Genomic DNA, 20,167 nt, shown 5'->3' with positions numbered 1-20,167 from the left:
GATCGCAAGCGCGGCGTAGCCGGGCGCGGCGGGTCGCCGCCATCGAACTAGCGGCGCCGGACCAGTAGCGTCTGGGCCGCCGTCCCCACAAACCCAGTCTTGTCGAATACTTCAGCGGTGGTTACCCCCACACCATCCGGCCCGACGGAGGCGCGAGCCCGTAGGGCGAAATCACTGCCGGTCGGAAGTCGGTGTAGATGAACGACGGTGTCGGTGTTCATGAAGAAGAACCGATTCGGGTCCAGGATCGCGCCGACGCCGTTGGCACAGTCCACTACGGCTGCCAGTCTTTGCAGCGGTGTCGTCGGATCGGTGTCAACGATGTGCGCCATCGGGCGAAACCACGACACCGCGGCGGAGTGTCCCTCCGGGTCCTGGGGGCGCCAGCTGACTGCGTCGAAGTAGCCGCTGACGTCGGCAAAGGCTGCCGGGATCGGTGCGGCCGGTCCTTCCACGAGCGGACGGTATCGATCCGATGCGATGTCGGTGGTGTCGCTGACCGCCACTAGCCAGGCGGTCACCCGCGCCACCGCGCGGTCGGCGACCATCTCGGCGGCCATCATGGCGACCCGCGAACCTGGGCGCTGCACCCAGGCCCGGGCACGCACCGGTGCCACCGGTATCGCGCCGAGGATGTCGAGACTGAGTCTGCCGATGCGAAGGCCCGACCCCGCCGACAGTTCCTCGATCAGCTTGGTCAGCAGAGCCAACGGTGGCGAGCCGTGCTGAATTTCCAGATCCCAGTTGCTGCGGGTGTAGTCGGTGGGACCGAAAGCCGGATCGCCGCCATCAGCTGGGAGGCGGCGGTAGTAGCAACCGGTCATGCCGCAGGCTCGGCCTGGCCTGGCCAGCCCGGGTATGGCGGCGGCGTGCCGCCGAAGACTGGACAGTGCTGTTGGTGCGGGCACCACTCGCACAACCGTGACGGGCTGGCTCGGAAATCGCCCGTCTGACCGGCGGATAGGATGGCGCGCCAGATCGCCATCAGCGTCTTCTCGAAGCGCAGTAGCTCATCGCGGTCCGGCGAATAGTCCAGCACCTGCCCGTCGGCCAAGTAGATCAGCCGCAACCGGGCGGGCAGCACATTGCGTGAGCGAAACACCGCCACCGCATAGAACTTCATTTGGAACATGGCCTTCAGTTCGGCCAGTGCTCGGGCGGCGGGTGGTGCCTTGCCGGTCTTGTAGTCAACCACTCGCAGCTCGCCGGTGGCGGCGAGGTCGATCCGGTCGATATAGCCGCGCAACAGGGTGCCGTCGGCCAATTCGACCTCGACGCGGTGCTCGCAGCTTTGCGGGTCGAACCGCCTCGGGTCTTCGAGCCGGTAGTAGCCGGACAGCAAATTGCGGGCGTCCGCGAGCAATTGGGATCGCTGGCCGTCGTCCAGCTGGCCCGCCAACTCCGGCGCCTCGGTGACCAGGTGGTCCCACGCGGGCTCCACGAGCGACCTCGCGGTGTCGGGGCCCCGCTCTTCCGCGGGTAGCCCGTAGAGGCGTTCCAACGCGGTATGCACCACCGAGCCGCGAAGTTGGGCTGTCGACGGAGCTTCCGGCAACCGGTCGATCGCGCGGAACCGGTACAGCAGCGGGCACTGCTTGAAGTCGGCCGCCCGCGACGGTGATAGCGCCGGCTGTGTCATTACCGCAGCCTAGGACGGGGCGCCGACAACCCCGGACACCGGCTACGGCGAGTCGGCTGGCACCCTAGACGGCGTGTCGGCAACGGGTCCGTTCTGCGTTGGTGAACGCGTCCAGCTCACCGACGCCAAGGGCCGGCGCTACACGATGTCGCTCGCGACGGGCGGGGAGTTCCACACCCATCGTGGTTCGATCGCGCACGACGCGGTGATCGGGTTGGAGCAAGGCAGCGTGGTCAAGTCCAGCAACGGCGCGCAATTCCTGGTCCTACGACCGTTGCTGGTTGACTACGTGATGTCGATGGCCCGCGGGCCCCAGGTGATTTACCCCAAGGACGCCGCCCAGATCGTGCATGAGGGCGACGTCTTTCCTGGTGCCCGGGTATTGGAGGCCGGCGCCGGGTCGGGTGCGTTGACGTGCTCGCTGCTGCGCGCGGTCGGCCCGCGGGGGAAGGTGATCTCCTACGAGAAGCGCGCCGATCACGCCGAACACGCTCGTCGCAATGTGGCCAACTTCTATGGCGACTTCAATGGGGTCGATGAGGACGTGCCTGACAATTGGCAGCTCGTCGTCGCCGACGTCGCGGACTCCGAGTTGCCCGATGGCGCTGTTGACCGGGCGGTGTTGGACATGCTCGCGCCGTGGGAGGTGTTGGAGGCGGTGTCGAGGCTCGTGATCGCCGGCGGAGTGCTGATGGTGTACGTGGCAACTGTGACCCAGCTGTCGCGGGTCGTGGAGGCATTGCGTGCTCAACAGTGCTGGACCGAACCGCGGACGTGGGAGACCCTTCAGCGTGGTTGGCACGTCGCGGGCCTCGCTGTTCGGCCGCAGCATTCGATGCGCGGGCACACCGCCTTCTTGGTAGCTACCCGGCGGTTGGCGCCAGGCGCGATCGCACCCGCGCCGTTGGGTCGTAAACGCGTGGGCCGCGACGGCTAGGCGCACATCTGGGAGCCGTCAGTCGTCGCTGCGGCGCAGTCCGCGGCCCACTGACAGCAACTCGAATTCCGGGTGCGCGGCGACCAGGCGTTCTGCTGAGTCGAGAACGTCTACCGCGTGCGTGCGGTCACCGGACACGACCGCCACACCGATACCCGCACGTCGGTACAGATCGAGTGAGCCCGTCTCAGCGGCCGAGACGCTGAACTTGCGCCGCAATTCCGCGACCAGGGGCCGGATCACCGACCGCTTTTGTTTGAGTGATCGCACGTCGCCTAGCAGCACATCGAATTCGAGCCAACCGATCCACATCCGCAATCAGCCGGGCGGTTCTGGAGACGGGCTGGAGTCTTCGGGTGAGTTGCCGAGGGCGAGCAGCATGTCCGCGGTTTCCCGGGATAGCTGCCAGCCCCCTTGGAAGGGGGTGAACTCCATCGGGAAGGTGAAGTCGCGGCTGTCCGGGGCGGCGGTGGCAATGGTGACGGTGGCCATCACGTTGGATGGCTTCCGGTCCGCCCAAGCGACGTCGTTCGCGGTGACCGTGATCGGCAGGTCGCCGTTGTCCCGCAGCGCGATGGCGAACTCGTCCAGCGCGGTTGCGTTCTCCGGAGTTGCGCCTTCGATGAGGCGCACCTTGTCGGTGCCCGGCACGGCCGGATCGGCGAGCCGGGAGAGTACGCCGGTGAGTGCTTCGGGCGGGGGTAGCGCAGTGGCGGGTGGCTCCGCACGCGTGGTTGCGGTGGGCGGCGGTACTGCCTGGACAGCCGGCGACGACGATGATGATGATGCTGCTGACGACGTAGTGCCGGACTCGTCATGCGAGCACCCCACGAGTCCTAGCGTGGCCACGATGGCGCCGGCACCCAGGGTTGTCGAGATGTGACGATGCATCCAGCGGTAATCTGGACTACGCGAGCGGCTGCGGCGCTGCTACGCCGGCGGCGGGGGATTGTGTGGTCACGTGGTCCTTTCGAGGCCCAGTCGATCGGCCCGGCTGTCACGTGAGGTTACCAGCGCGACACAACTTGTAACTTTTTAGAGCCCTTCGAGGGCATTTGACTCCACACATCAAGCGCCAATCGCCGGTAGCGTTGATATATCCGCCGCGCCGTTGTCGGCGTAGGAAAGGAGCGCAGCATGGGTGAGTCGGAGCGTTCTGAAGCATTCGGTGCCCCCCGTCACAACCCCCTGTCCAGCGACGATGCCACCGAACTCGAACAGCTGCGCCGCGAAGCTGCGGTCCTGCGCGAGCAGCTCGACAACGCCGTCGCGCAACATGGCTCGGCACGCTCCGCTCGCGACGTCCATCAACTCGAAGCCCGCATCGACTCCCTTGCCGCCCGCAATTCCAAATTAATGGAAACTCTTAAAGAAGCCCGGCAACAACTACTGGCACTGCGTGAGGAGGTCGACCGGCTGGGCCAGCCGCCGAGCGGCTATGGGGTGCTGCTGTCCACCCACGATGACGAAACGGTCGATGTGTTCACCTCAGGTCGCAAGATGCGACTGACGTGCTCGCCCAACATCGACATCGGGTCGCTCAGGAAAGGGCAAACGGTCCGGCTTAACGAGGCCCTCACTGTCGTCGAGGCCGGCACCTTCGAGTCGGTTGGTGAGATATCCACCTTGCGCGAGATCCTGGCTGACGGCCATCGGGCGCTGGTCGTCGGCCACGCCGACGAAGAACGCATCGTTTGGCTGGCCGAGCCGCTGGTCGCCGAGGACTTGCCCGAGGGCGTCCCCGACGCCCTCAACGACGACTCCAAGCCGCGCAAGCTTCGCCCCGGCGACTCCTTGCTGGTCGACACCAAAGCTGGCTATGCCTTCGAGCGGATCCCCAAGGCTGAGGTCGAGGACCTTGTTCTCGAAGAGGTGCCTGATGTCAGCTACCAGGACATCGGCGGTCTGACGCGCCAGATCGAGCAGATTCGCGACGCCGTCGAGCTGCCGTTCCTGCACAAGGAGTTGTACCGGGAGTACGCGCTGCGACCGCCCAAGGGTGTGCTGCTCTACGGGCCACCCGGCTGCGGCAAGACGCTGATCGCCAAAGCGGTGGCCAATTCGCTGGCCAAGAAGATGGCCGAGGTTCGCGGTGACGACGCCCGTGAGGCGAAGTCGTACTTCCTCAACATCAAGGGCCCCGAGTTGCTGAACAAGTTCGTCGGCGAGACCGAGCGCCACATCCGGCTCATCTTCCAGCGAGCTCGGGAGAAGGCCTCCGAAGGCACGCCCGTGATCGTCTTCTTCGACGAGATGGACTCGATCTTCCGCACCCGCGGTACCGGAGTCTCCTCGGACGTCGAAACGACTGTCGTTCCTCAGCTGCTTAGCGAGATCGATGGGGTGGAGGGGCTCGAGAACGTCATCGTGATCGGTGCCTCCAACCGTGAGGACATGATCGATCCGGCGATTCTGCGGCCGGGTCGCCTCGACGTGAAGATCAAGATCGAGCGGCCGGACGCCGAAGCTGCGCAGGACATTTACTCCAAGTACCTGACGGAGTCCCTGCCGGTGCATGCCGACGACCTTGCTGAGTTCGACGGTGACCGTACGGCCTGCATCAAGGCAATGATTGAGAAGGTTGTCGACCGGATGTACGCCGAGATCGACGACAACCGGTTCCTAGAGGTCACCTACGCCAACGGTGACAAGGAAGTCATGTACTTCAAGGACTTCAACTCGGGGGCGATGATCCAAAACGTCGTCGACCGGGCGAAGAAAAACGCCATCAAGTCGGTGCTGGAGACCGGGCAACCGGGCCTGCGTATTCAGCATCTGCTCGACTCGATCGTGGACGAGTTCGCCGAGAACGAGGACCTTCCGAACACCACCAACCCCGACGACTGGGCGCGGATCTCGGGCAAGAAGGGCGAGCGGATCGTGTACATCCGCACGCTGGTCACTGGCAAGAGTTCGAGTGCCAGCCGGGCTATCGACACCGAGTCCAACCTCGGCCAATACCTCTAAGCGGCCACTACCGCCCAGTCAGTCGGTCGCCTGCGAATAGCTGTTGGTGAGGTCGTCTTGCAACACCTTGGCGGCGCGGCTCGTGGTGTCCACGCGTAGCTCGCTGGTGAGCACTCGCGTGTGGTAGGACCACCCCGCAGGCAGGTCGAGCCGGTCGGCCAGCTTCGGAAGGTCGGCTCGTGACAGGTTGGGATCCACGATCTGACTCCAGGTCTGCATCACCCAGCGCTTTCCCTTGGGATCCTGGAGTTCGTAGATCTCCTCCCCGGCGTCGAAGATGAAGACGGCGTTGCGGCTGACCTGGTTGACGGTGTACGGCGCGGGATCCATCGACGACAGCAGGACAGTGGCCTGTTGCTGCATCTCGATACCGCCGAAGTTCTTGGTCACCGACGGTCCCGGCGCCGCCTTGGCGATGCCGTTCATCAGCCAGTACCGCGGACCGTTAAGTAGGGCCGCGGCCGCACCATGTTCGGTGGCCAGCGCCTGCGGATCGAGCGCCGACCACAACTCGTCGGGGCATTCGTTGAGCGGGAAGCTGTTGTAGACCGTCGCCTGGGGTCCCGCCTCGCCGGGAGTTACCAGGAGCACTTCGCCATAACGCTTCCCGGACAAGCCGGTTACCTGTTCGGGAGCGGACACCAGGGTGAAATTAATCACTCGTGTGATCCGCGTCAACACCGCTGCTCGCGATGCTGGTGCGATAGCGGTTGCGCGCGATCAGGGTGACGCGCAGGTCGTCGATCAGTGGATCGACAAATGTTTCGCGGTATTCGGCGTCGCCAAGCGCGCGGGCGCTGATGTACATGAACGTCAATGCGCCGAGGAAAAGGCACAGATGTACTAGCGAGTCCGGTACGGGAACGGTCAGGGCCAGCACAGTGGTGTTGCCGGAGGTGTTGTGGCTCCATTCGCCCAGCAGCTCTGGACTCAGCACGATGAGCCCGAGGATGATGTAAATCGTCGCGGTCAGCGCCGCCACCACCAGGATTTGCGCAATTTGGTGGGCCGCGAGCACGAAGACGACGTTGGCCCGCTCGGCTTTGGTCAGTGGCGGGCTGCTCGGCGAATCCGGCATGGCGGCGAACGGGGTATCGGCCAGCTGCTGGCAATCCGAGGGCGGCGCAGTGGGCTCCCGCAGCATCGGCCTGACCCGCTCGATGGTGGCCGAGACGACGAATGCGCCCGCGATGCCCACCAAAAAAGTAATGGCCAAGCCCAACCGTGCCGCGCTGATCGTCGAGGCCATCAGCCAGATGTTGCTGTTGAAGAACACCAAGGTGGTCAGCAGAACAACCGGCAACGCCCGAATCGCTAGAGCGCCAATTGTCGCCAGATGCGACAGGGTCATGCGCATCGACCAGCCGACGATCGACCCGACACCGGTTCCGGTCAGCAGCAGTACCAACACTGCGGCGGCTGCCGCATCTGGCACATGGGTCACTGACGTGTCGACAATCAAGATGACCGCCACAACGCTGACCGCGACGGTTGCCGCAATCGACCGTTTCCGGTTGTCGGAGATTCGGGACACTATCCAGCCGACCAACGCGATCAGCACCGGGGCCAGCGCGATGAGGGTGAGTAGGACCCACTCGCGTGGTGTGGGTTGTCCGTCGATGACGATCTCGTCGCCGCCGGTGATCAGCGGAATCGGCAGTGCCCAGCAGTGCAGCGCCGCATATGCCGCCAGTACCGGCGCCGAACGTGGCCACACCCGTCGCCACCGGGCGCGCCTGGACAGCACCGCGGGCAGGCCCTGCTGGAGGAACCACGTTTCTGCCCCGGCACCCGATGTTTCTCGGCGTGCCAGCGCGCGGCGGGCGGAAGGATTCATGCCAGCTCAACCCTAATAGCGGCCGCGCTGAGGAGCCCGGCCGGAAGGTTGGGGGGGTCGCCGGGCTTGGGTTGTTGGGCCCGCTCCTCAGCGGACCCCAAGTGGTCCGCATCGTCGCCGGGCTTGGGTTGTTGTGCCCGCTTCTCAGCGGACCCCAAGTGGTCCGCATCGTCGCCGGGCGGGGCCTGATTGCCCGGCTTCTCAGCGGACCCCAAGTGGTCCGCATCGTCGCCGGGCCTAGGCTTTGGGGCATGCAACGGATTATCGGAACGGAGGTCGAGTACGGCATTTCGTCGCCGTCGGACCCGACCGCCAACCCGATCCTCACTTCGACGCAGGCGGTGCTGGCCTACGCCGCGGCCGCCGGCATTCAGCGCGCCAAACGCACTCGCTGGGACTACGAGGTCGAATCGCCGCTGCGGGATGCCCGGGGATTCGATCTGAGCCGCTCGGCCGGCCCGCCGCCGGTAGTGGATGCCGACGAGGTCGGCGCAGCCAACATGATCTTGACCAACGGGGCGCGGCTCTATGTCGATCATGCGCACCCGGAGTACTCCGCGCCCGAGTGCACCGATCCCCTCGACGCGGTGATCTGGGACAAGGCCGGAGAGCGGGTGATGGAGGCCGCCGCCCGACATGTCTCCAGCGTGCCCGGAGCGGTCAAGCTGCAGCTTTACAAGAACAACGTCGATGGCAAAGGCGCCTCCTACGGGTCGCACGAGAACTACCTCATGTCCCGGCAGACGCCGTTTTCGGCCATCATTGCGGGGCTGACCTCCTTCTTGGTGTCTCGGCAGGTGGTCACGGGCTCCGGCCGGGTCGGCATCGGGCCGGCTGGTGACGAGCCCGGCTTCCAGCTATCGCAACGCTCCGACTACATCGAGGTCGAGGTTGGGCTGGAGACCACGCTGAAGCGGGGCATCATCAACACCCGCGACGAACCGCATGCCGACGCCGACAGGTATCGCAGGCTGCACGTCATCATCGGGGATGCCAACCTTGCCGAGACGTCGACCTACCTGAAGCTGGGCGCCACGGCACTGGTACTCGACCTGATCGAAGAAGGAATCGATCTCACCGACCTGGCGTTGGCGCGCCCCGTGCACGCGGTCCACGCGATCAGCCGCGATCCAACGCTGCGAGCAACCGTGGCTCTGGTCGACGGTCGCGAACTGACTGGCCTTGCGCTGCAGCGGATTTACCTCGACAGAGTGGCCAAGTTGGTGGACAGCCGCGACCCAGACCCCCGAGCCGCCCACATCGTCGAGACCTGGGCGCATGTGCTCGACCAGCTTGAGCGCGACCCGATGGACTGCGCCGAGCTGCTGGATTGGCCGGCCAAACTGCGATTGCTGGAGGGCTTCCGGCAGCGGGAGAACCTCAGCTGGTCGGCGCCCCGGCTGCACCTCGTTGACCTGCAGTATTCGGATGTGCGACTGGATAAAGGCCTCTACAACCGGCTGGTTGCCCGTGGTTCGATGAAGCGTCTGGTCAATGAACACCAGGTGCTCAGCGCGGTGGACAACCCCCCGGCGGACACCCGCGCTTACTTCCGTGGTGAATGCTTGCGTCGGTTCGGGGCCGATATCGCCGCAGCTAGCTGGGATTCAGTGATCTTCGACTTGGGTGGTGACTCGCTGGTCCGCATCCCCACATTGGAACCGCTGCGTGGTAGTAAAGCGCATGTCGGGGCACTGCTGGACTCGGTGGACAGTGCCGTCGAGCTGGTCGAGCAACTGACCAGCTGATCACCCTTAAGCAGGGAGCCGCCGGAGGTGACCGGTAGGGTGGATGTAGACCGGCGGGCGTGTAGACGCGCGGCCGTTAAACGGGGCCAATGACGAAGCAGGAGGCTGCGATGGCTCAGGAGCAGACCAAGCGCGGCGGTGGCGGCGGCGATGATGACGACGTCACCGGCAGCACCGCCGCTGGCCAGGAGCGTCGCGAAAAGCTGACTGAGGAGACCGACGATCTGCTCGACGAGATTGACGACGTCCTTGAGGAGAACGCTGAGGACTTTGTCCGCGCGTACGTCCAAAAGGGCGGACAGTGATCTGGCCGTTACCCGACCGCCTGCCCACTAACCCGTCATTGTCTTCAGCCCCGGCTGTAGACCTCTCATCGTTCGCCGATTTCCTGCGCCGCCAGGCGCCGGAGCTGTTGCCGGCCAACCTCGGCGATAGGGCACACCCTCACGATGCTGGCGGGCATCTGCCGCACGGCACCACGATCGTCGCGGTGAAGTTCCCCGGTGGGGTTGTGATCGCCGGAGACCGGCGATCGACACAGGGCAACATGATCGCCGGGCGTGACGTCCGCAAGGTGTATGTCACCGACGACTACACCGCGACCGGCATCGCGGGCACTGCCGCCGTCGCAGTCGAGTTCGCGCGCCTTTATGCGGTCGAGTTGGAGCACTACGAGAAGCTGGAGGGGGTACCGCTTACCTTCGCCGGCAAGGTCAACCGGCTTGCGATCATGGTGCGCGGCAATCTGGCGGCCGCAATGCAGGGTCTCGTGGCGCTGCCGCTGCTAGCAGGTTACGATCTCGGCGCCTCCGACCCGGAGACGGCCGGTCGCATCGTCTCCTTCGACGCCGCCGGCGGCTGGAACATCGAGGAAGAGGGTTACCAGGCGGTGGGGTCGGGTTCGATCTTCGCGAAGTCATCGATGAAGAAGTTGTACTCGCAGGTTACCGATGGCGAGACGGCGCTGCGGGTGGCGGTGGAGGCGCTCTACGACGCCGCTGACGACGACTCTGCCACCGGCGGGCCGGACCTAGTCCGCGGTATCTTCCCCACGGCGGTCACTATCGACGCGGAAGGCGCGGCCGACGTGCCGGAGAGCCGCATCGCCGAACTGGCCCGCAATATCATCGAAAGCCGTTCCGGCGCAGACGCTTTGGGCTCAGACGGCGGTGAGAAGTGAGCTTCCCGTATTTTATCTCGCCCGAACAGGCGATGCGCGAGCGCAGCGAGCTCGCGCGCAAAGGAATCGCGCGGGGCAAGAGCGTGGTTGCGCTGGCCTATGCCGGTGGTGTGTTGTTTGTCGCCGAGAACCCATCGCGGTCGCTGCAAAAGATCAGTGAGCTCTACGATCGCGTGGGATTTGCGGCCGCGGGCAAGTTCAACGAGTTCGACAATCTGCGGCGCGGCGGGATCCAGTTCGCCGACACGCGCGGCTACGCCTACGACCGCCGCGACGTCACCGGCCGGCAGCTCGCCAACGTCTACGCGCAGACCCTCGGCACCATCTTCACTGAGCAAGCCAAGCCATACGAGGTCGAATTGTGCGTCGCCGAGGTCGCGCACTACGGCGAGACGAAACCGCCTGAGCTGTACCGCATTACCTACGACGGGTCAATCGCCGACGAGCCGCATTTCGTCGTGATGGGCGGCACCACCGAGCCGATCGCCACCGCCCTCAAGGATTCCTACGCCGAGAACGCCGACCTCACCGACGCTGTTCGGATCGCGATGGAGGCGTTGCGCGCCGGCAGCGCCAACGGCAGCGACCAGCCCGCACTTGGTGTCTCCAATTTGGAGGTTGCCATTCTCGACGCCAAACGACCGCGGCGGGCATTTCGCCGAATCAGTGGCGCCGCGTTGGAGACGCTGCTGAAAAAGGTTGGTTCCCAGGGTTCGAAAGGTTCCAAGGATTCGAAGGATTCCAACGGATCCAAGGGCTCGAAATCCGACGGCAAAGCATCGGACAGCTGACGATGCGTCGTCAGGTGGCGACAGCACCGACGGCGGCGCTAGGGAATCCGTCCCCTCAGCACGCAGCGCCCCTCGTCGATGGTGCGATTGTGTCTCGGTCGCATTGAGCGCTTACTGCGGTCGGCGACCTCGCCGTTCGCGAGGGGTTCGCGGCTCAGTCGTCGATGCGCATCGGCGGGTCAGCGAAGGCGATATCCCTAGGGGGATGGTTCGGACCCAGCACATCGCATTGCTTGACGGGCACTAGGTGAGAACTGGCGCCGTGAGGCACCCAGTTGGCAAATGTCACGCAACGTTGCCAGGTGCCGTCAGGCTGGATGGGTCCATCGCACTTGTTGATCACGCCGGGTCCTCCATACCGGCATCCGGCGTTGGCCGGCGGCGCCGCGTCGATCAGCCCTCCGGTCATCAGCACGACAGCCAATCCTCCGACGATGCAGTGCTTCATTGTGATCTCCCATCACATCGCCCGCTGGTGCGTTGCCCGAGCACTTGGGGCGGCATATACCGTCGGCAACGCGGCCGGTAACCACTAACGCTACCGCCGATGTCACAGGTTTTGGCGGCCTTTGAGCCCGTGGTCGGAGGCGCAACGCGTGGGACCGAACAGTGCCTTGATTGCGCCGCGGGCGCACCGAGGTCCGGCGGTGACCTAGCGAATATGGTCCAACTAGCGCGGCTTGCGCTCCGCGACGGTGAGCCAACAAGTACCCTCAATGAGGTGCAGCGCCGAATCATGGGCATCGAGACGGAGTTCGGTGTCACCTGCACGTTCCATGGTCACCGCAGGCTGAGCCCGGACGAAGTGGCCCGGTACCTCTTCCGCCGAGTGGTTTCCTGGGGACGTAGTTCTAACGTTTTTCTGCGCAACGGCGCACGGCTGTATCTGGACGTGGGCAGCCATCCCGAGTACGCCACGGCCGAATGCGACAGCTTGGTGCAGCTGGTCACCCACGACCGGGCTGGTGAATGGGTGCTCGAGGATCTGCTCATCGACGCCGAACAGCGACTCGCCGACGAGGGCATCGGCGGCGACATCTACCTGTTCAAGAACAACACCGATTCGGCGGGTAACTCCTACGGCTGCCACGAGAATTACCTGATCGTGCGGGCCGGCGAGTTTTCCCGGATCTCTGACGTGCTGCTGCCCTTCCTGGTCACCCGCCAGTTGATCTGCGGGGCCGGCAAGGTGCTGCAGACCCCCAAGGCTGCGACGTTCTGTCTTTCCCAGCGCGCCGAGCACATTTGGGAGGGTGTCTCCTCGGCCACCACCCGCAGCCGTCCGATCATCAACACCCGCGATGAACCGCACGCGGACGCCGAAAAATACCGGCGCCTGCACGTCATCGTCGGCGACTCGAACATGTGCGAGACCACCACCATGCTCAAGGTCGGCACCGTGGCGTTGGTGCTGGAGATGATCGAGGCTGGGGTGCCGTTTCGCGACTTCTCTCTGGACAATCCGATCCGCGCGATCCGCGAGGTCAGCCACGACATCACTGGTCGCCGCCCGGTGCGCCTGGCCGGCGGCCGTCAGGCCAGCGCATTGGATATCCAACGGGAGTACTACACCCGCGCCGTCGAGCATCTGCAGACCCGGGAGCCCAACGCGCAAATCGAGCAGGTTGTCGACCTGTGGGGTCGTCAGCTCGACGCCGTCGAAAGCCAGGACTTCGCCAAGGTCGACACCGAAATCGACTGGGTGATCAAGCGCAAACTGTTCCAGCGCTACCAGGACCGCTACGACTTGGACCTGTCCGACGCGAAGATCGCGCAGCTTGACCTGGCCTATCACGACATCAAACGTGGGCGCGGGGTGTTCGATCTGCTGCAGCGTAAGGGTCTGGCGGCGCGTATCACCACCGACGAAGAGATCGCGGATGCCGTCGACCGCCCGCCCCAGACCACTCGCGCCAGGCTGCGCGGCGAGTTCATCAGTGCCGCGCAGGAAGCCGGACGCGACTTCACCGTCGACTGGGTGCATCTCAAGCTCAACGACCAAGCGCAGCGCACCGTACTGTGCAAAGACCCGTTCCGGGCGGTCGACGAGCGGGTCAAACGGCTGATCGCGAGCATGTAGCCCCTAACCTGAACCAGATGGCCATCTCGAAAGTCGAACGGCTGGTGAATCTTGTCATCGCCTTGCTGTCCACCCGCGGCTACATCACCGCGGAGAAGATCAGGTCCAGCGTGGCGGGCTATTCGGACAGCCCCAATGCCGAAGCGTTCTCCCGGATGTTCGAACGCGACAAGAACGAGCTGCGCGACCTTGGCATTCCGCTCGAGGTCGGTAAGGCCTCGGCGCTGAATCCCTCCGAGGGGTACCGCATTAACCGCGATGCCTATGCGTTGCCGCCGGTCGAGCTGACCGCCGACGAGGCGGCCGCGGTGGCCGTCGCCACCCGGCTGTGGGAGTCACCGGAGTTGATCACAGCGACCCAGGGCGCGTTACTCAAGCTGCGGGCAGCCGGAGTGGACGTTGAGCCCGTAGACATCGGGACACCGGTGGCCATCGCGTCGACGGCCGGCATGCCGGGTTTGCGTGGGTCTGAAGACGTCCTTGGAGTCCTCTTGTCGGCCATCGATTCCCGGCAAGCGGTGCAGTTCCCGCACCGCTCGTCGCGAGCCGAGCCCTACGCAACCCGGACCGTCGAGCCGTGGGGTGTGGTCACCGACAAGGGCCGCTGGTATCTCGTCGGCCATGACCGCGACCGGGGCGCCACTCGCACCTTCCGGCTGTCGCGGATCGGGGCGGAGGTGACCCCGATTGGGCCGACCGGCGCGGTTGCCGTGCCCGAGGGCGTTGACCTGCGCGCGATTGTGAGCCAGGTGGTCAGTGAGGCACCGATCGGTCTGCGGGCGACGGTATGGGTGGCCGACGGGCGTGCTACCGGGTTGCGACGCGCCGGAAGACTCCTGGGGCCCCGTCAACTTGGCGGTCGCAGCGGTCAGGTGGTCGAGCTGGATATCGGATCCAGCGACCGCTTGGCACGCGAGATCACCGGCTATGGGGCGGACGCGATCGTGTTGCAGCCATCGTCTCTGCGTGAGGATGTGCTGGCGCGGTTGCGGGCACATGCTGCGATCGGGGAGGAGCGGCGCCAGTGACCCGCGTCGGCGACGATGCAGAGCGGAGCGATGAGGAGGAGCGGCGCAAATGACGTCAGTCTCGTCGCGGCTGGTCCGGCTGCTCAATATGGTGCCGTACTTTCAAGCCAATCCACGGATCACCAGGACGGAGGCGGCCGTCGACCTAGGCGTCTCGACCAAACAACTCGAGGAGGACCTCAACCAGCTGTGGATGTGCGGGCTTCCCGGCTACGGCCCTGGTGATCTGATCGACTTCCAGTTCTCGGGCGACACGGTGGAGGTGACCTTCTCGGCGGGTATCGACCGTGCGCTCAAACTGACCTCGCCCGAAGCCACGGGACTATTGGTGGCGCTGCGGGCGCTCGCCGACATTCCGGGTGTGGTCGACCCGCAGGCGGCGCGCAGCGCGATCGCCAAGATCGCGGCCGCCGCCGGAACTGTCGGCCACGATGACACGCTGGCCGCGGTGAACAACCAGGACGCCCCGGCGGAGAGTCGGGCCGCGGGTGCGGTGCGGGCCGCGGTGCGGGATAAGCGCGCACTCACCATCGACTATTACGCCGCGTCGCACGACACGGTGACCACCCGGACCGTCGACCCCATCCGCGTGTTGCTGATCGGCGGGAACAGCTACCTGGAGGCCTGGTCGCGCGAGGCCGAGGGTGTTCGGCTGTTCCGCTTCGACCGGATCGTCGAGGCAACCGAGTTGGATGAGCCGGCCGCGCCGCCGGCACTGACGTTGCAAGCACCGCCCGATACCTCGCTGTTCGACGCGGACCCGGCATTGCCGGCGGCAACGCTGCGGGTGGCGCCGTCGGCGCTATGGATGCTGGAGTACTACCCGGTGCGCGACGTGCGCGAACTGCCCGATGGCTCGTGCGAGGTCGCCATGACCTACGCCTCCGCCGACTGGATGACCCGGCTGTTGCTGGGCTTCGGGTCGGCCGTGCAAGTGCTGGCGCCGGAGTCGCTCGGCCAGCGAGTACAGGCCACCGCGGCAGCGGCGCTCACGTCCTATGAGTCCTACGAGGCCCACGAGGCCCACGAGGCGTGACCACGCCGCGGCGCGGGCACTCCGGTGGGTTGCCCCTGCTGAGGTAGCATCGGGGAGACGTCTGGAGGTAATCAAAGTGGGCAGTCTGAGTCCGTGGCACTGGGCGATCCTCGCTGTCGTAGTGATCGTGTTGTTCGGTGCCAAGAAGCTCCCCGATGCGGCACGCTCGTTGGGCAAGTCGTTGCGAATCTTTAAGTCCGAGGTGCGTGAACTGCAGAACGAGAACAAAGCCGAAGCGTCCATCGAGACTCCCACGCCAGTACAGTCCCAGCGGGTCGACCCGCCGCCAGCTACTGGCCAAGACCACAACGAAGCACGCCCGGCTTAGCCAAGGCGTCGCTGATCGCATGTAGTGAACGGTTCCCGGGTTTCCGCGCGCGCTTTCGGTCTTCTCAGGCGACTCAACCCACGCAATCGGCGTAGCCGCGTCAATCCCGACGCGACGATGTCGCTGGTCGACCACCTGACTGAGCTGCGCACCCGACTTCTGATCGCCTTGGGCGCGATCGTTGTCACGACGATCTTCGGGTTCATCTGGTATTCCCAGTCGTTTTTTGGGCTGGATAGCCTCGGCGAGTGGCTGCGGCATCCCTACTGTGCCCTGCCCGAGTCGGCCCGCGCCGATATCAGCGCGGACGGACAATGCCGGCTGCTTGCCACCGCCCCGTTCGACCAGTTCATGCTGCGTCTCAAGGTGGGGTTGGCAGCCGGGGTCGTGCTGGCCTGCCCGGTGTGGTTCTACCAGCTCTGGGTGTTCATCACGCCGGGCCTGTACAAGAAGGAGCGCCGCTTTGCGGTGGCGTTCGTGATCCCAGCTGCCGTGCTGTTCGTCGCGGGCGCGATGCTGGCCTACCTGGTGTTGTCCAAGGCGCTGGGTTTCTTGCTGACCGTGGGTAGCGACGTGCAGGTGACCGCGCTGTCCGGCGACCGGTATTTCGGCTTCCTGCTGAACCTGCTGGTCGTGTTCGGTGTCAGCTTCGAGTTCCCGTTGCTGATCGTGATGCTCAACATGGCGGGGTTGCTGCCCTACGAACGGCTGAAGTCCTGGCGGCGCGGGTTGATCTTTGCGATGTTCGTGTTCGCGGCGATTTTCACGCCTGGATCCGACCCGTTTTCGATGACGGCGCTCGGCCTGGCGCTGACTGTCCTGCTTGAGTTGGCCATTCAGATTGCCCGGATACACGACAAGCGGAAAGCCAAGCGCGACGCCTCGATTCCCGACGACGAGGCATCGGTCATCGACCCGCCGTCGCCAGCGCCCGAACCGTCGGTCATCGGCGGATCTCATGACGACGTCACGTAACCGCCGGCGCATCAAGGCTGCGGCGTGACCGAACTCGCGGAGCTGGCCCGGTTCACCGCCGAATTGCCCTTCTCCCTCGATGGATTTCAGCAGGAGGCCTGCGCTGCACTGGAACGCGGCCACGGCGTGCTGGTGTGCGCCCCGACTGGCGCCGGCAAGACAGTGGTCGGCGAGTTTGCGGTTCATCTGGCCCTGCGCTCGGGCGGCAAGTGCTTCTACACCACTCCGCTGAAGGCTTTGAGCAACCAGAAGCACACCGATCTCACCGAACGCTACGGCCCCGACGAGATCGGGCTGCTGACCGGTGATCTGTCGGTCAACGGCGACGCATCGGTGGTGGTGATGACCACCGAGGTACTGCGCAACATGCTCTACGCCGATTCGCCTGCGCTGCAAGGACTTGCCTACGTAGTCATGGACGAGGTGCACTTCCTGGCCGACCGGATGCGAGGTCCGGTCTGGGAGGAGGTCATCCTGCATCTGCCCGACGATGTGAAGGTCGTCAGCTTGTCGGCGACGGTGAGCAACGCCGAGGAGTTCGGCGGCTGGATCCAAACCGTGCGCGGCGACACCACGGTGGTCGTGGACGAGCACCGGCCGGTACCCCTATGGCAACACGTCTTGGTCGGCAAGCGCCTGTTTGACCTGTTCGACTACGGGGCCAATCACAACCCAGATGGTGGCCCCGACGTACGCGGAGCCAAACCCAACTCGCAGGTCAATGAGGAGCTGCGGCGCCATATCGCGCATCGGCGCGAAGCAGAGCGGATGTCGGAGGTGCGTGGCTCACGTCGGGCGGGCAGGGGACGTGGTGGCGGGCCCGGTCGGCCCCGTTTCTATAGGCCACCCGCGCGCCCTGACGTGATCGCCACCTTGGACCGCGAAGGGCTGCTGCCAGCGATTACCTTCGTGTTCTCCCGCGCCGGTTGCGACGGGGCGGTCAGTCAGTGCCTACGGTCGCCGCTGCGGCTGACCAGCGAGGAGGAACGCGCCCAGATCGCGGAGGTGATTGAACACCGCTGCGGTGACCTTCCCGATTCCGACTTGGAGGTACTCGGCTACTACGAGTGGCGCGAGGGCCTGCTGCGCGGGCTGGCGGCCCACCACGCCGGGATGCTGCCGGCGTTCCGGCACACGGTTGAGGAGCTGTTTACCGCCGGCCTGGTCAAGGCGGTGTTTGCCACCGAAACTCTGGCGCTCGGCATCAACATGCCGGCCCGCACGGTGGTGCTCGAGAAGTTGGTGAAATTCAACGGGGAGCAGCACGCGGCGTTGACTCCGGGGGAGTACACGCAGTTGACCGGACGAGCCGGCCGGCGCGGCATCGACATCGAAGGTCATGCCGTGGTCATCTGGCACCCGGACGTCGAACCCTCCGAGGTAGCCGGCCTGGCGTCTACCCGTACCTTTCCGCTGCGTAGCTCGTTCGCACCGTCGTACAACATGACGATCAACCTGGTGCATCGGATGGGGCCCGAAGAGGCCCACCGCCTGTTGGAGCAGTCGTTCGCCCAGTATCAAGCAGACCGATCCGTCGTCGGACTGGTCAGCGGGATCGAACGCGGACAGCGAATGCTCGGTGAGATCGCCACCGAGCTGGGCGGCCACGACGCGCCCATTCTCGATTACGCGCGGCTGCGCGCGCAGATCTCCGACGTGGAGCGGGCGCAGGCCCGCGCATCCCGCCTGGAGCGTCGCCAGGCGGCCAGCGATGCTCTGGCTGCGCTGCGCCGCGGCGACATCATCACCATCACCCACCGCCGTCGCGGTGGGCTTGCGGTGGTCCTGGAATCGGCGCGCGACAGCTCCGATCCGCGGCCGTTGGTACTGACCGAACACCGCTGGGCGGGCCGGATTTCGTCGGCCGACTACTCGGGCGCCTCGCCGCCCGTGGGGTCGATGTCCTTGCCCAAGCGGGTTGAGCACCGCCAGCCGCGCGTCCGCCGTGATCTGGCCTCGGCGCTGCGATCGGCGGCCGCCGGACTGGACGTCCCCACAGGACACCGCGCCCCCAAGGACCGGGATGGCGCCATGCACGATCCGGAACTGGCTTCGCTGCGCGAACAACTACGCCGCCATCCGGCGCACAATTCGCCCGGCCTCGAAGCCCAGATCCGCCAGGCCGAGCGCTACCTGCGCATCGAACGCGACAATGCGCAGCTGGAGAAGAAAGTGGCCGCTGCTACCAACTCGTTGGCGCGAACCTTCGACCGTATTGTCGGGCTGCTCATCGAGCGCGAGTTCATCCAGGGTCCGGCTACAGATCCGAAAGTCAGTGACGACGGACGGCTATTGGCCCGGATTTACAGCGAAAGCGATCTCTTGGTCGCCGAATGCTTGCGCACCGGCGCGTGGGGAGGTTTGAAGCCGGCAGAGTTGGCGGCCGTGGTCTCGGTGGTGCTCTACGAGACGCGCGGTGGTGATGGTCCCGGAGCCCCATTCGGCACGGAGGTGCCCACACCGGGATTACGGAAGGCGCTCAACCAGACTTCGAGGCTGTCCACGAAGCTGCGGGCCGATGAGCAGACGCACCGGATCACCCCGACTCGCGAACCTGACGATGGCTTCGTGAAGGTGATCTACCGCTGGGCACGGACCGGGGATCTGGCCTCGGCATTGGCCGCTGCCGACGCCGGTTCTTCCCAAACGGCCTTGTCAGCGGGGGATTTCGTGCGGTGGTGCCGGCAGGTGCTGGACCTGTTGGATCAGGTTCGCAATGCCGCGCCGAATGCGGAGCTGCGGGCAACCGCCAAACGGGCCATCAATGACGTTCGGCGCGGCGTCGTCGCAGTTGACGCCGGGTAGGCTGGGCCGCAGCTACGGTTACACCACCTAACGCGAGCAGCACAGGACGAGGAGAGACGATGAGCGGACCGCAGGGATCAGACCCGATGCAGCCGTGGCAGCCGCCCGGCGAGGGTGCCGATCGGTCCTCTGACCCGACCGTGGTGGCAGGGTCTCCCTGGCAGCAGCAGCCGAACCAGGACGCGGGGTGGCAACCTCCGGCGTATACGCCCCAATACCAGCAGCCGGTTGACCCGGCCTATCCGCAGCAGTACCCGCCATCCGCGCCCGGCTATGGGCAGTCCGACCTCGGTTCGCAGCCCACTCAGTACGCCACGCCCGGTCAGTACGGGCAGCCCGGTCAGTATGGATACCAGCAGCCCGGCCAATATGGCCAGCCGGGCCAGTACGGTCAGCCTGGTCAATACGGTCAGCCTGGCCAGTACCCGCAACAACAGTTCCCGACCTACGACCAGCCGAGTACCGGTGCAAAGCGTTCGAACGCGGTGATCGGCGGCGTGATCGGTGGGATCGCCTTGCTGTTCATCGTCGTGATTCTGGTGCTCGGGTTCTGGGTGCCCGGCTTCTTCGTTACCACCAAATTGGACGTCAATCGGGCACAGGCCGGCGTGCAGCAAGTTCTCACCGACGAGACGAACGGCTACGGCGCCAAGAACGTCAAAGATGTGCAGTGCAATGACGGTGCGAATCCGACGGTCAAGAAGGGCGCGACATTCGACTGCAGTGTCTCCATCGATGGGGCTACCAAGCGCGTCACGGTGACCTTCCAGGACGACAAGGGCACCTACGAGGTCGGTCGGCCCCAGTAATTCGCAA

At 65.3% G+C, this 20,167-nt stretch carries 20 protein-coding genes; 13 read left to right on the top strand and 7 right to left on the bottom strand.

Annotated features, from left to right (window positions below; all coding sequences use genetic code 11):
- Positions 1-47: 47 nt before the first annotated feature.
- Positions 48-824, bottom strand: coding sequence for a thioesterase family protein (locus tag F6B93_RS13245; RefSeq protein ID WP_211695514.1), 777 nt, complete (start codon positions 822-824; stop codon positions 48-50).
- Positions 821-1,639, bottom strand: coding sequence for a RecB family exonuclease (locus F6B93_RS13240; protein WP_211695513.1), 819 nt, complete (start codon positions 1,637-1,639; stop codon positions 821-823). The genes F6B93_RS13245 and F6B93_RS13240 overlap by 4 nt, the downstream gene beginning before the upstream one ends.
- A gap of 73 nt (positions 1,640-1,712) precedes the next feature.
- On the opposite strand from F6B93_RS13240, the gene trmI reads away from it, so the two are divergent.
- A complete protein-coding gene (trmI, locus tag F6B93_RS13235) occupies positions 1,713-2,576 on the top strand; it encodes a tRNA (adenine(58)-N(1))-methyltransferase TrmI (protein ID WP_211695512.1) in 864 nt (287 codons plus the stop codon).
- An 18-nt stretch (positions 2,577-2,594) separates the two neighbouring features.
- Here the strand turns inward: trmI and F6B93_RS13230 are convergent, their stop codons facing one another.
- Positions 2,595-2,888 (bottom strand): DUF503 domain-containing protein, encoded by a 294-nt coding sequence (locus F6B93_RS13230; RefSeq protein WP_211695511.1) that lies wholly within the window; start codon positions 2,886-2,888, stop codon positions 2,595-2,597.
- Between the two features lie 6 nt (positions 2,889-2,894).
- On the bottom strand, positions 2,895-3,467 hold the full coding sequence (gene lppK, locus F6B93_RS13225) for a lipoprotein LppK (RefSeq protein ID WP_211695510.1): 573 nt from the start codon (positions 3,465-3,467) through the stop codon (positions 2,895-2,897).
- Between the two features lie 246 nt (positions 3,468-3,713).
- Between lppK and arc the strand changes: the two genes are divergently transcribed.
- Positions 3,714-5,543 carry a proteasome ATPase gene (gene arc, locus F6B93_RS13220; RefSeq protein WP_211695509.1) on the top strand — a complete coding sequence of 610 codons (1,830 nt, stop codon included), beginning with the start codon at positions 3,714-3,716 and terminating at the stop codon, positions 5,541-5,543.
- An 18-nt stretch (positions 5,544-5,561) separates the two neighbouring features.
- Here the strand turns inward: arc and F6B93_RS13215 are convergent, their stop codons facing one another.
- Together F6B93_RS13215 and F6B93_RS13210 are read right to left on the bottom strand one after the other, a co-directional pair.
- Complete coding sequence (locus F6B93_RS13215; RefSeq protein ID WP_211695508.1) at positions 5,562-6,185, bottom strand: hypothetical protein; 624 nt, start codon at positions 6,183-6,185, stop codon at positions 5,562-5,564.
- A gap of 10 nt (positions 6,186-6,195) precedes the next feature.
- A complete protein-coding gene (locus tag F6B93_RS13210) occupies positions 6,196-7,380 on the bottom strand; it encodes a hypothetical protein (RefSeq protein WP_211695507.1) in 1,185 nt (394 codons plus the stop codon).
- 251 nt (positions 7,381-7,631) lie between these two features.
- Between F6B93_RS13210 and dop the strand changes: the two genes are divergently transcribed.
- The 4 genes from dop (at position 7,632) to prcA (ending at position 11,099) form a co-directional block, all read left to right on the top strand.
- The gene (dop, locus tag F6B93_RS13205; RefSeq protein ID WP_211695506.1) at positions 7,632-9,128 is read left to right on the top strand and encodes a pup deamidase/depupylase; all 1,497 of its coding nucleotides are present in this window, start codon (positions 7,632-7,634) and stop codon (positions 9,126-9,128) included.
- Positions 9,129-9,238: 110 nt separating this feature from the next.
- Positions 9,239-9,433 carry a ubiquitin-like protein Pup gene (locus F6B93_RS13200; protein WP_070351488.1) on the top strand — a complete coding sequence of 65 codons (195 nt, stop codon included), beginning with the start codon at positions 9,239-9,241 and terminating at the stop codon, positions 9,431-9,433.
- Complete coding sequence (prcB, locus tag F6B93_RS13195; protein ID WP_211695505.1) at positions 9,430-10,308, top strand: proteasome subunit beta; 879 nt, start codon at positions 9,430-9,432, stop codon at positions 10,306-10,308. Before F6B93_RS13200 ends, prcB begins: the two co-directional genes overlap by 4 nt.
- Positions 10,305-11,099, top strand: coding sequence for a proteasome subunit alpha (gene prcA / locus F6B93_RS13190; RefSeq protein WP_211695504.1), 795 nt, complete (start codon positions 10,305-10,307; stop codon positions 11,097-11,099). The genes prcB and prcA overlap by 4 nt, the downstream gene beginning before the upstream one ends.
- Before the next feature lie 154 nt (positions 11,100-11,253).
- Here the strand turns inward: prcA and F6B93_RS13185 are convergent, their stop codons facing one another.
- On the bottom strand, positions 11,254-11,547 hold the full coding sequence (locus F6B93_RS13185; protein ID WP_211695503.1) for a CDGP domain-containing protein: 294 nt from the start codon (positions 11,545-11,547) through the stop codon (positions 11,254-11,256).
- 273 nt (positions 11,548-11,820) lie between these two features.
- On the opposite strand from F6B93_RS13185, the gene pafA reads away from it, so the two are divergent.
- The 7 genes from pafA to F6B93_RS13150 all read left to right on the top strand — a co-directional run bounded on the left by pafA (position 11,821) and on the right by F6B93_RS13150 (position 20,160).
- Positions 11,821-13,179 (top strand): Pup--protein ligase, encoded by a 1,359-nt coding sequence (gene pafA, locus F6B93_RS13180; protein WP_211695502.1) that lies wholly within the window; start codon positions 11,821-11,823, stop codon positions 13,177-13,179.
- Positions 13,180-13,196: 17 nt separating this feature from the next.
- Positions 13,197-14,207: a helix-turn-helix transcriptional regulator gene (locus F6B93_RS13175; protein WP_211695501.1), complete on the top strand. Its 1,011-nt coding sequence runs from the start codon at positions 13,197-13,199 to the stop codon at positions 14,205-14,207.
- Positions 14,208-14,256: 49 nt separating this feature from the next.
- Positions 14,257-15,243, top strand: coding sequence for a helix-turn-helix transcriptional regulator (locus tag F6B93_RS13170; RefSeq protein WP_211695500.1), 987 nt, complete (start codon positions 14,257-14,259; stop codon positions 15,241-15,243).
- Between the two features lie 76 nt (positions 15,244-15,319).
- Positions 15,320-15,571 carry a Sec-independent protein translocase subunit TatA gene (gene tatA, locus F6B93_RS13165; RefSeq protein WP_211695499.1) on the top strand — a complete coding sequence of 84 codons (252 nt, stop codon included), beginning with the start codon at positions 15,320-15,322 and terminating at the stop codon, positions 15,569-15,571.
- Positions 15,572-15,688: 117 nt separating this feature from the next.
- Positions 15,689-16,546, top strand: a complete 858-nt coding sequence (gene tatC, locus F6B93_RS13160; RefSeq protein ID WP_425518450.1) for a twin-arginine translocase subunit TatC — start codon at positions 15,689-15,691, stop codon at positions 16,544-16,546.
- A gap of 24 nt (positions 16,547-16,570) precedes the next feature.
- Positions 16,571-19,351 (top strand): DEAD/DEAH box helicase, encoded by a 2,781-nt coding sequence (locus F6B93_RS13155; RefSeq protein WP_211695497.1) that lies wholly within the window; start codon positions 16,571-16,573, stop codon positions 19,349-19,351.
- Between the two features lie 59 nt (positions 19,352-19,410).
- Complete coding sequence (locus tag F6B93_RS13150) at positions 19,411-20,160, top strand: DUF4333 domain-containing protein (protein WP_211695496.1); 750 nt, start codon at positions 19,411-19,413, stop codon at positions 20,158-20,160.
- Positions 20,161-20,167: the final 7 nt, after the last annotated feature.

The sequence above is a fragment of the Mycobacterium spongiae genome (assembly GCF_018278905.1).
Classification (GTDB): Bacteria; Actinomycetota; Actinomycetes; order Mycobacteriales; family Mycobacteriaceae; genus Mycobacterium; species Mycobacterium spongiae.
This window is presented reverse-complemented; position numbering and strand designations above follow the sequence as displayed.